8 protein-coding genes are annotated in these 12,133 nt (G+C 56.7%); 6 read left to right on the top strand and 2 right to left on the bottom strand.

Annotated elements, in window-relative coordinates:
• The first annotated feature begins 132 nt into the window (after positions 1-132).
• The 6 genes from KQI65_01410 (at position 133) to KQI65_01385 (ending at position 8,927) form a co-directional block, all read left to right on the top strand.
• On the top strand, positions 133-843 hold the full coding sequence (locus KQI65_01410) for a PorT family protein (GenBank protein ID MCB2203378.1): 711 nt from the start codon (positions 133-135) through the stop codon (positions 841-843).
• A gap of 61 nt (positions 844-904) precedes the next feature.
• Positions 905-1,615: a PorT family protein gene (locus KQI65_01405; protein MCB2203377.1), complete on the top strand. Its 711-nt coding sequence runs from the start codon at positions 905-907 to the stop codon at positions 1,613-1,615.
• 6 nt (positions 1,616-1,621) lie between these two features.
• Entirely contained in the window at positions 1,622-2,362 is a 741-nt protein-coding gene (locus KQI65_01400) for a hypothetical protein (protein MCB2203376.1), read from the top strand.
• A 61-nt stretch (positions 2,363-2,423) separates the two neighbouring features.
• Positions 2,424-3,629, top strand: a complete 1,206-nt coding sequence (locus KQI65_01395) for an anhydro-N-acetylmuramic acid kinase (protein MCB2203375.1) — start codon at positions 2,424-2,426, stop codon at positions 3,627-3,629.
• Positions 3,630-4,022: 393 nt separating this feature from the next.
• Positions 4,023-7,475 carry a vitamin B12-dependent ribonucleotide reductase gene (locus KQI65_01390; protein ID MCB2203374.1) on the top strand — a complete coding sequence of 1,151 codons (3,453 nt, stop codon included), beginning with the start codon at positions 4,023-4,025 and terminating at the stop codon, positions 7,473-7,475.
• Between the two features lie 102 nt (positions 7,476-7,577).
• A complete protein-coding gene (locus KQI65_01385) occupies positions 7,578-8,927 on the top strand; it encodes a hypothetical protein (GenBank protein MCB2203373.1) in 1,350 nt (449 codons plus the stop codon).
• Between the two features lie 81 nt (positions 8,928-9,008).
• On the opposite strand, the gene KQI65_01380 is transcribed toward KQI65_01385, so the two are convergent.
• A complete protein-coding gene (locus KQI65_01380; GenBank protein ID MCB2203372.1) occupies positions 9,009-9,506 on the bottom strand; it encodes a manganese catalase family protein in 498 nt (165 codons plus the stop codon).
• 211 nt (positions 9,507-9,717) lie between these two features.
• On the bottom strand, positions 9,718-11,976 hold the full coding sequence (locus KQI65_01375) for an aconitate hydratase (GenBank protein MCB2203371.1): 2,259 nt from the start codon (positions 11,974-11,976) through the stop codon (positions 9,718-9,720).
• Between the last annotated feature and the right edge of the window lie 157 nt (positions 11,977-12,133).

The raw sequence follows: 12,133 nt of genomic DNA, 5'->3' as shown, positions 1-12,133 counted from the left end.
AGCAGTGGCGATACAGTGAGGTTTGTGGAGAGAGGACACCGAAAACTACGAATTTTTTGGTGGAATTCAAGTCTGCGTCGTAGTTTGTCTTCATCATGGCCATCATGCACAGGCATTGTCCGGGCGGCGCATATGAAACATCTGCTATACATTCAGCTTCTTTTTCTCCTTCTCCAACCCTGGGGGCAGCAGGCCTTCGGACAGAAGGAGGATGTTCCCGTGGGACCCTTTTCCATCGGTCCCCTCGTCGGCTTCGATTTCGTCACGCATGAACTGCAGTTTGGAGAAGACGACGAGTACCGGGTGCGTGAGGAAAGCAGCGCCGTGCTGCCGCAGTTCGGTTTGCAGGCGATGTATCGCGTAGGTGCGGGACTCTCCCTTCTCACCGAGCCCGCGTTCGGCAGTTTTTATGAAGGAACCGATCAGATTGCGGAGACCGGGAGGGCGAACAGGCAGGTCACCATTGAGAAATTTCATGTCCTTCATCTGCCACTGCTGCTGCGGAAGCGTTTCAGTGAAGAAGCACTCACAGGATATCTGATTGCAGGCCTCGACATGATGATCCTGCTTGCGCCGCACGCCTCCATCCGCTACCGTTCCGGTACGAATATCGAGGAGGGCAGTGTCGTGACCTATGAAATCCCATTTTCTCAGCTCGCCATACAGGCGGGTATCGGCGTCGAATGGAGGAGAACGAAGACACTGGCAATTACCGGGGATCTTCGCTATCGTTCGCTGACGGGCAGCAGCATTGGTGGCGAACTGGCGTCCGTCGGTGTCCCTGCCCATTTTGGACTGCGTATCGGGCTCCGGGTGCATTTTGCGCCGAAGAAGCCGTTTTAGCATAGACTTCCATGGTAACCTTCGCGTACTTTGTGTGTCCAATACGCAGGACCGCATGATCATGAAACAACGGACCTCCATATTGCTGCGCCTTGTTCTTCCTGTACTGGCATTGCTCCTGCTTACGGCACCTCCCGCCATGGGACAGATGCCTTTTCGTTTCGGCGTGCAACTGGGCATGATGGGACAGAACAACCAGTACAGCTGGGTGGGCGCCAGCGATGGTGCCACCACGGATGTGCATCATCAGAATGGGTATTTCGGCATCGTCGTCGATTATTCCCTCTCCGATCAGTGGCAGATGGAGTTCTCACCACGCTACGGACAGCGGGCGCAGCTGCAGTCGAAATGGGATAACCGTTCCGGCGTGAGGTATTCGTTCACGCAGGGGACGGTGGATTATCTGGCCATTCCCATGTTGCTGCGCTATTCCCCGTTTTCGCGCGCATTTGTGCGTCCCTATCTGGCGGGCGGCATCGAATTCGGTATGAATCTCAGCAATCTCGGCCTGCGGCTTACTGAATACCGCTTTTCCGAGGAACCACCCCTCGAATCCCATGTCGAAGAGGAAGATCTGTTCATGCATCAGCTGTTCGCCGGCAGCGTCATCGAGCTGGGAACGGATATTCGGGCTTCCGCTGACTGGTCCGTGCTATTCGGCCTGCGCTACGAACAGGAATTGACACCACTGCTGGAAAATGAAAAGTTCACGTGGGAGTCTCCCTGGAGCTGGCAGGTACGTCTCGCCCTGCTATACACCATTGACCAGTGAGTTGCATTGAGATCCACCGTCACATATCGTTTCCTTCTCCTCTGCACAATACTGTTCCTGCCGGTGTTGCAGGCGCGCGCGCAGGACAGGGAATCCGCTGCTGCACTGCAGAATGACGCGCGCGCGGGAGGAAGTGCCGCGATGCAGCAGCATCTGCGCGCAGGCGTGCATGTCTCGGTGCAGACCAATCTGCTGCGCTACCGGGTACAGCCGTATCCCGGAGAATTTCAGGCCACTGCGAGTCAGAGTATGGCCGTCGGTGTCGTCCTGCAGTTCCCGATCGACGAAGACTGGAGTCTCATGGCGGAAGTGACGCGCTGGAAGCAGTCGTGGCACACACAGAGAGCCGGGGAACTCCGTTTCGCCCTGGGTCGCAGGCTCTACGAAGCATACGATTTCCCACTGCTCGTGGTGTATCGTCCCCCCGTCCCCGTGATTCCCCTTTACGCGGCACTCGGACCGCAGGTCATGCTTGCCGGCAGTACGGAAGACGCGTACGAACTGCGTTACTTTTCCTTCTCCGAGCGTGAGGGATGGAAGGAAAACCGGCAGAGCTTCGATCAGACGGCCATGCGTCTCGCGGCCGTTGCGGAAGTAGGGCTCGATCTGCCGTTTTCTTCAGTATTGTCTTTTCAGCTGGGGATGCGTTTCATGCACCCATTTGTGCGCGGGGTGGATGAAACGGTGCTCGCCGTACGTGATTTTTCCTACTGGCGTATTCGCAGCGCACTGCTCGTACAGTTCTGATACGACTTCCCGTATTCATTGCGTATATTGCCACATACGCACAACAGCAAGGAGCACTGCCGTGCCGCAGACGCCTCTTGACATCCTGACACGCCTCGTCACCCGCTCCGAGCGCATTGTTGCCGGCATCATGTCCGGCACCTCCGTCGACGCGGTCGATGTGGCGCTCGTGCGTCTCCGGGGCAGCGGCCGTTCGCTGAAGGCGGAACTGCTGCACTACAGTGAAACCCTGTTCGCCGAGGAACTGCAGAATCGCATTTTCGCCAATGCGGAAGTGTCGTCCAGCAATGTCAACGACATCTGCCTGCTGCACAGCGCCCTGGCCCACGTGTACGCCGCAGCTGTGAAGGGCTGTGTCGCGGAGGCGGGACTCGATCTCGAGGATGTGCACCTGATCGGCATGCACGGCCAGACGCTGCGCCACCTGCCGGAGCCGATGGAAATCGGCGGCCACCAGGTATCGTCCACCCTGCAGGTCGGCAGCGGCTCGATGCTCGCGACACAGCTGCGCATTCCCGTCGTGTACGACTTCCGCAGCGGCGACATGGCGCTTGGCGGTCAGGGCGCTCCGCTGGTGCCCTACACCGATGGTGTGCTCTATCGCTCGGAGCGAGAGCATCGCGTACTGCTCAATATCGGTGGGATTGCGAACTGCAGTATTTTGCCCCGTGGCTGCGCGCCGTCAGATGTCGTGGCGTTTGACACCGGTCCGGGAAACATGCTCGTAGACGCGCTGACACGGAAGTATTACGGACGCGAATTCGATGAGGGGGGCAGCATCGCGCTTTCCGGAAGCGTCAATCCCGACCTGCTCACCTGGCTGCGTCAGCACCCGTACTATCGTCAGCGTCTGCCGAAGTCGGCGGGACGCGAATTGTTCGGGGAAGACTATCTGCAGAACTACCTGACACTGGCCAGGGAACTTGGCGTCACCGAACCACCGGATATCATTGCAACCGCCGCGGAAATCACCGTGTACAGCATCGCAGCCCAGCTTCGTCCTTTCTGTGAGGAATGGGACGATGTGCACCTCTACGTCAGCGGCGGCGGCGCACACAACCGCTTCTTCATTGACGGCTTGCGCTACAGTCTGCCACGCGCGCGCGTGGAAACAAGCGCAGCGATTGGTGTTGACCCCGACGCCAAGGAAGCCGTCGCATTCGCCATTCTCGCCAATGAGTGGCTCATGGGTAACCGGGCTGGTCTTCCGCTCGCAACAGGAGCCCGCAGGTCCGCATTACTCGGTGTTTTGGCTATTCCGGCATAATTATGAGGATTATGTGAGCATTGGCTCCCGGCACCCCTTTCTGACCCCTCCCTCTTAAAGTTTTACATTAAATTTTTTTCAAAGTTAAACCAAGCTATTGCAATTGGTTATGGAATTACTTTAACTTGGTACTTAAAGCCCTCAGAAGACTTTTTCTTGACAGATATCCGAGCATGGTGTATATTCAAACCCACTATTCGGCAGCGCATTTCGCGTATGTTTCTTCTGAAGTAAGAAGCAGTTTTCAGCCGATGTTTTTGAGCATCGGGATGGAATTCTCTGCGCCCGGTAGGCGAGTTAACCTGTTGTAATTGAATGTATTAGCATACCCTTTCACGCCTCCCGGTGAAAGGGATTGTCATCTCCACCCTTCGTTATAGATAGCTGAGACCTATGAAAATCACCCGTCGCTTCACCCAGCCTGGACAGAGTGCTTACGATTGCTTCACCTACACGAAGCGATCTTCTGTTCTTCGCAATCCCGATGGAAGTGTTGTGTTTGAACTGCACGACATTGAGGTTCCGTCGCACTGGTCACAGATGGCCACAGACATCCTCGCACAGAAATACTTCCGGAAGGCTGGCGTGCCGCAAATGAATGAAGACGGCAGTCCGCTTCTTGATGAAAGTGGTAAGCCGGTGTATGGCGGTGAAAGCAGTATTCGCCAGGTCGTGCATCGCATGGTCGGCTGCTGGCGTGACTGGGGTGAGCAGCACGGGTATTTCGATTCCGAAGATGACGCGCAGAATTATTACGACGAGATGGCGTATACATTGCTGCGTCAGATGGCAGCACCGAATTCCCCGCAGTGGTTCAACACGGGGTTGCATTTTGCATACGGCATCACCGGAAACTCGCAGGGGCATTATTACGCCGATCCCGAGTCCGGTGAAATCAAGGCATCGGAAGACGCCTACAGCCGTCCCCAGCCGCATGCCTGCTTTATTCAGTCCGTGCGCGACGATCTGGTAAACGAAGGCGGTATTTTTGACCTGGTGACGCGCGAGGCGCGCATTTTCAAGTATGGATCGGGTACGGGCAGCAATTTCAGCAACCTGCGTGGACGCAATGAGCGCTTATCCGGCGGTGGTGTGTCTTCTGGACTGATGTCGTTTCTCAAAATCAACGATCGCGCAGCCGGCGCGATCAAATCCGGCGGCACCACGCGGCGCGCCGCGAAAATGGTGGTGCTCAACGTCGATCATCCCGATATCGAAGCCTTTGTCGACTGGAAGGTGCAGGAAGAGCAGAAAGTCGCCGCGCTGGTGACGGGAAGCCGGCTCAACCATCTGCATCTGAACCGCATCATGAAGGCGGCCATTGAGAATGAGAGCACGGATTTCAACACGAACCGGGATCTCGAACTCGCCATCGTGCAGGCACGCCGCGCCGGTGTGCATGAAAATTATATTTACCGCGCGTTGCAGCTGGTGGACCAGGGAGAAAAGGAATTCGACATCACCGAGTTCAACACGCATTATGAAGATGAAGCTTATGCGACGGTGAGCGGACAGAATTCCAACAACACCGTGCGGGTCTCCAACAGCTTTCTCGAAGCGGTGGAGAACGACGGCAAGTGGTCGCTGACCTTCCGTACTACCGGTGAGATCGCGAAGACGCTGCGGGCGCGCGACCTGTGGGAAAAGATTTCCTATGCTGCGTGGGCCTCGGCCGATCCCGGGCTGCAGTACGATACGACCATCAACGAATGGCACACCTGTCCCGTTGACGGACGCATCAATGCGAGCAATCCCTGCTCCGAATACATGTTCCTTGACGATACCGCCTGCAATCTCGCATCCTTCAACCTCAAGCATTTCTGGGATGAGGAGAAGCACTCGTTCAATGTCGATGATTTCCGTCACGCGGTACGCATGTGGACGCTGACGCTGGAAATCTCGGTGCTGATGGCGCAGTTCCCGAGCCAGTCGGTTGCGTTGAAGAGCTATCAGTTCCGAACGCTGGGCCTCGGATACGCCAATCTCGGTTCCCTGCTCATGGTTGCCGGCGTTCCGTATGACAGCGACAAGGGACGCGCACTCGCTGGTGGCATCACCGCGTTGATGACAGGTGAGTCCTATGCCGCTTCGGCGGAAATCGCCCGCGATCTCGGTGCCTTCCCGCGTTTTGCGCCCAACCGCGACCATATGCTACGTGTCATTCGCAACCATCGCCGCGCCGCGTATCATGCGCCGGACAATGAGTATGAAGGATTGACCATCAAGCCGATGCCGGTGGACGAAAAACTGTGTCCTGCAAATCTTCTCCGCGCTGCCCGTGAGAGCTGGGACACTGCACTGGCACTGGGAGAAGAACACGGCTATCGCAATGCGCAGGTATCCGTCCTTGCGCCGACGGGGACGATCGGGCTTGTCATGGATTGCGACACCACGGGGATCGAACCCGACTTCGCAATTGTCAAATTCAAGAAACTCGCAGGCGGTGGCTATTTCAAAATCGTCAATCAGTCCGTTCCCAAGGCGCTGGAATTCCTCAGCTACACGCCGGAACAGATCGACGATATCGAGAAATACATCAAGGGTCACGGCACGCTCGCAGGCTGTCCTGAAATCAACCGCAACAGCCTCATGGAAAAGGGCTTCAGCGGTGAAGCAATCGATAAGATCGAAAAGCAGCTCGATTCGGTTTTTGAAATCCGCATGGCGTTCAATCGTTTCGTGCTCGGTGAGCAGTTCTGCCGCCGTCTCGGTTTCACCGAAGAGCAGCTGGCCGATCCCTCCTTCGACATGCTCAAAGCCCTGGGCTTCACCATGGCGCAGATCGACAAGGCCAACGAATTCGTCTGCGGTACGATGATGATCGAGGGCGCGCCGCATGTCAAGAAAAGCGATCTGCCCGTGTTCGATACGGCGAACAAGTGCGGGAAGCGTGGAACGCGCTATATCGCGTATGAGGGACATATCCGCATGATGGCGGCCGCGCAGTCGTTCATCTCCGGTGCGATTTCGAAGACCATCAACATGCCCGCCGATGCCACCATCGCCGACGTGCAGCATGCCTATGAAATGTCATGGCGTCTCATGCTCAAGGCCAACGCGCTGTATCGCGATGGCAGCAAGCTCTCACAGCCTCTCAACACCATCAGTGATCCCGAAGCCGAGGCGCTTTCGGAGATGGGTGACGAGTTCGACTTCGACGAGCAGATCGGTCCGAAAGAAGTGCAGGAGAAAATCGTCTACCGCGTCGAACGCCGGAAACTGCCCGCCAAGCGCCACGGTTTCGTGCGAGAAGCGGTGGTGGGCGGACACAAGGTGTTCCTCCGCACGGGTGAATATGATGACGGCGGTCTCGGGGAAATCTTCATCGATATGTACAAGGAAGGTGCATCGTTCAAGGGCCTGCTCAATTGCTTCGCCGTGCTCACATCGAAGGCGCTGCAGTACGGTGTTCCCCTCGAGGAACTGGTCGATTCCTTCACCTTCACGCGTTTCGAACCTGCCGGTGTCGTTATCGGACATGACGCAATTAAAAATTCGACTTCCATTCTCGATTATGTGTTCCGCGTGCTTGGCTATGAGTATCTCGGACGCACGGACTTCGTGCATGTCAAGTCCGTCGACGAAACGGCCGAACAGCCCCTGGCGAGCTTCAATTCACCTCCGACACTCGGAAAGAAGCGTGAAAATGGTGACGCCGCACGTCCCGTGCCCGAAACGGTCTCCGCCGAAAAGCGCAGTACGCAGAAAAACAGCGACACCATCATGATTGCACGTACACAGGGTTACACCGGTGAAATGTGCGGATCCTGCGGTTCCTCCCGCGTGAAGCGGAATGGTGCCTGCACCGTGTGTGAAGACTGCGGAAGTACCAGCGGCTGCTCCTGACAGACCGCGCGATGACATGGAAAGACAGGCGATAGCAGGTGCCATCGCCTGTCTTTTTTTTGTAGATTATTGCGGACTATTGCATCAGTTATCGGATCGCATATGCAAACAGCGGATATCTTCAGCAAGCGCCACCTCTCCCGCGCGCGCACGATGACAGGCAGGATGCTTCTGCTCACCGCGGCCCTGCTCGTACTGACTTCCTGTGACAACCTGCGTTTCTGGGAAACGAAGGAGACACCTGTCGAAACGGCCTCACCCCTCGAACGGCAGCTGCTCGAAGTCAGAAAACGCGCAACCGTCATCCAGGGCGCGATTGAATCACTCGACAGAGTGGATATCCCGACATTCCGTCTCGACGGAAGTGAACTGCGCATCGCGCTCTATTCACAGGACGGTGAACTGCGGCATATCGATGAGCGCCTGCGTCACGACGACGGTTCCACAGAGCGTAACCGCTATTATTTTGCGATGGGCAGTCTGTTCCATTTCTACGGGCAGGCAAAGAAACGGCTCAATCCCGGCGAGCAGCCGCCGATGACCGCGGATATCCGCACACGCATGTACTTCAATGACAAGGGGAATCTCTTCTACAGTGAAAAGACGGTGGATGGTTCGGAAATCGACATGGAAGGCAGTGAGGTGCCGAATACCATGCGCCGTGCCGCGGCTCTGCAGGATCTGAAACGGACGGCCGCTTCCGGCATTATCGACACCGCCAGTTTCAATGACCTTCTGTATACTGCCATTTCACTTCCTTCGCAGAACGAGACGCCCCTGGCTGAGGATGAAGCCGCACGCAGCGAGGATGAAGCCGCATTGACCGAGGATGAAGCAGCGCTGGCCGGGGATGAAGCAGCGCTGGCCGAAGATGCAGCGGCACTGCAGGAAGATGAGACCATGCTGCGCGAAGATGAGATCAGGACTGAAAAGGCAGCCGCTGAAAAAAAACGGATGGAAAGCCGGGAACGCAATGCATCATCCACCTCCACGAAGACGACCTCTCGGAAGCGGGAGTCAAAGGCTGCAGCACCTCCTCCTCCGGTGGAAAAGACTCCGCCTCCCATGCCGCCGCCCGCGATAGTGCCGGCAGATGAGATTCTCATCGATCCGCACACGCATGCCATGCTGCCGGGCACACTCAGCAGCCATCGCATTCGTTTCCAGAAGGGGAATACAGGTGCATCGTTGAGCGCAGGTGTGAGCAAGGGCAAGCACAAGGAATATGTGCTGCGCGCCAACCGCGGACAGAAGATGACCGTCACCCTTCAGTCGGATGACCCACAGGTATTTTTCCGCGTCTTTCTGCATGATGGCGACATCAGCGGTCAGCGCAGAGCCTGGAGCGGGACGCTGCCGCGCTACGACGATTACCATATCGTTGTCTATCGCCGCAGCGATGCAAAAGGAAGCGGGAGCGCGGCGTACACGATTTCGATGGGCGTCAAATAGATTTTCATTCCACTCGGAAACGCAACGAGGCGGCCCATGAAAGGCCGCCTCGCTGCGTTTTGTGGAGGGGTGGAAAACGGGTTACGCGGTGGGAGCTCCGCTCGCAAGATTCTTGCTGCGCTCAATGGATTGCAGCGCGAGATACTGCGCGCCGAACTGTTCGAGATTCCCGATTTCCGTATCATACTGGTCGAAATGTCGCTCTTCGTCTTCAACCAGCTGCTCGAAGAGCTTCTTGGTTTTTGAGTCCGCATTTGCGGCACATTCATTGGCCCAGAGATTGTAATCCCTGGCACTGCTCTCTTCCATGGACGTTGCCAGTCTGAGCATTTCCTCGACGGAATGCAGCTTCTGAATGTCTCCGCCAGCCTTCATCTCCACCTCGCCCTTGAGGAAAAGGATGCGCTCGGCAAGCAGTTCGACATGCATCATTTCTTCGATGGCCGTCCGGCGGAAAAGGTTGCTCAGCAGTTCAAAACCCTGGTCGTCACAGTGAAAATGGAAATACATGTACTGGTGAACGGCGAGAAGTTCGTCCGCTATCGCCTTGTTCAGCAGTTCGATACTCTTTTCATGCATACAGTGTCTCCACATTACTCTTGAATTCAGCTCGTTCTCATCGTCGACGCAACTCAATGCGTTTCGAATATGCAATTTCTGCATAAAGAACGAATTGCGCAAAAAAAGAGGGACTGCCCCGTAAGGAGGCAGTCCCGCAGTGATTAATCTACGCGTGAGATCAGGCAACGCGTAGGATCAGGCAACGCGTAGGATCAGGAAACGCTGTGTATCAGGCGTTTTTGCTCGCGATGAGGTTCAGAGCACTGCCCGCGCGCCACCAGTCGATCTGCTGTGCATTCATGGTGTGATTCAGCATGGCGGTGTCGGTGCTTCCGTCGCTGTGATGAATCGTCATGGTGACCTGCTGACCAGGTGCCAGGGCGCTGACGTCGAAGCTGATCCTGTCGTCCTCGAGAATCTTGTCGTAGTCGCTCGGGTCGGCGAAGGTCAGCGGAAGCAATCCCTGCTTCTTGAGATTGGTTTCGTGAATGCGGGCGAAGGACTTGACGACGATGGCCTTGCCGCCGAGATGGCGCGGTTCCATGGCCGCATGTTCACGGCTCGACCCCTCGCCATAGTTTTCATCACCGATCACGACCCAGCCTTCGCTTGCCGCCTTGTATGCGCGGGCGACGTTCGGGACTTCGTCATACGCTCCGGTATTCTGGTTCTTCACCTTGTTCGCGACGCCGTTGTACTCGTTGATGGCGCCGATGAACATATTGTTCGAGATGTTATCGAGATGTCCGCGGAAACGCAGCCAGGGTCCCGCCATGGAGATATGGTCGGTGGTACATTTGCCGCGTACTTTCAGCAGCAGATGCAGTTTGTCATAATCGCCTTCTTTCGGCGCCGCGAACGGGGTAAGCAGCTGGAGGCGCTTGCTGTCGGGATCCACCTGTACGTCGATGCCGGAACCGTCATCCGCGGGAGGGATGAAGCCTGCGGGATCGGGGACGAAGCCTTCAGCCGGGAGTTCCTCGCCCGAGGGAGGATCAAGCATCACATCTTCACCGCTCTCGTTTTTGAGGGTATCATGGGTGAAGTCGAATTTCAGCGTACCCGCCAGCGCAAGTGCGGCGACGGTTTCAGGACTGGCGACAAACGCATGCGTGTCGGGATTGCCGTCGTTGCGTCCGGTGAAGTTGCGGTTGAACGACGTAATGATGGAGTTACGGTCGCCCTTTTCCACATCATGCCGTTTCCACTGTCCGATGCAGGGACCACAGGCGTTGGCCAGAACCACGCCGCCAATATCCTCGAGAAGTGCCAGCTGTCCATCACGCTCGATAGTCGCGCGCACCTGCTCGGATCCCGGTGTGATGGTGAATTCCGATTTGGCCTTGAGGTTTTTCTCTTTCGCCTGGCGGGCGATGGCGGCAACGCGGTCAATGTCTTCATAGCTCGAATTGGTGCAGGAGCCAATCAGCGCGACACGCAGTTCTTCCGGCCAGTTGTTCTCTTCAACCGCTTTGGCAAATTCCGAGATCGGATGCGCACGGTCGGGGGTGAAAGGACCGTTCACATGCGGCTCAAGGGTGTCGAGATCGATGTGAATGACCTGGTCATAGTATGCTTCCGGGTTTTCCGCGACGCCGTCGTCGGCGCGCAGATGTTCCGCGATACCGTTTGCCAGGTCGGCCACATCCTGCCGTCCTGTGCTGTGCAGATATGCGCCGCTCTTCTCGTCATACGGGAAGAGTGAAGTCGTGGCACCGATTTCCGCGCCCATGTTGCAGATTGTGCCTTTGCCGGTCGCGGAAAGTGAGGCGCAGCCATCGCCAAAGTATTCCACGATCGCCCCAGTGCCGCCCTTGACAGTGAGGATTCCGGCGAGTTTCAGGATGATGTCTTTCGGGGAGGTCCAGCCCTTGAGGCTGCCGGTGAGCTTGACACCGATCAGCTTCGGGAATTTCAGCTCCCAGGGCATACCCGCCATGACATCCACCGCGTCGGCGCCACCGACACCAATGGCAATCATGCCGAGTCCGCCTGCATTCGGCGTATGCGAATCGGTACCGATCATCATGCCGCCGGGAAACGCGTAGTTCTCCAGCACGACCTGGTGGATGATACCGGCACCCGGCTTCCAGAAGCCGATGCCGTATTTCTTCGATACCGAGGCGAGGAAGTCGAAGACCTCACGGTTCGTATCGAGCGACGACGCGAGATCAGTCTTGGCTCCGTGTTCGGCGAGGATGAGGTGATCGCAATGCACGGTAGACGGCACGGCGACCTGCGGAATGCCCGCGCTCATAAACTGCAGCAGGGCCATCTGTGCGGTCGCGTCCTGCATGGCGATGCGGTCGGGTCCGAAGTTCGCGTAATCCTTCCCTCGTGCCTTCGGGGCGTCGGGTGTCTCCCAGAGGTGGGAGTAAAGCACCTTCTCTGCGTACGTAAGGGGACGATTCAACATGTTGCGCGCCGCCTCGATTTTGGCAGGCATGGCGCTGTAGACACGCTGAATCATGTCAAAATTCATGGTCATGGGACAATCTCCGTGGAGTTCATGGATATCCATATAATATACAAAATTGGATGCCACGGGAAACGGATGGATGCGGATGAACCCTCCGCTGTTCACGTTTTTTTCGGGGGGATATGAAAAAGTCCCGCATTTGCGGGACTTTTGACGAAAGAACAAT

It is taken from the genome of bacterium (genome assembly GCA_020444325.1).
Taxonomy (GTDB): Bacteria; Bacteroidota; Ignavibacteria; order SZUA-365; family SZUA-365; genus BM516.
This window is presented reverse-complemented; position numbering and strand designations above follow the sequence as displayed.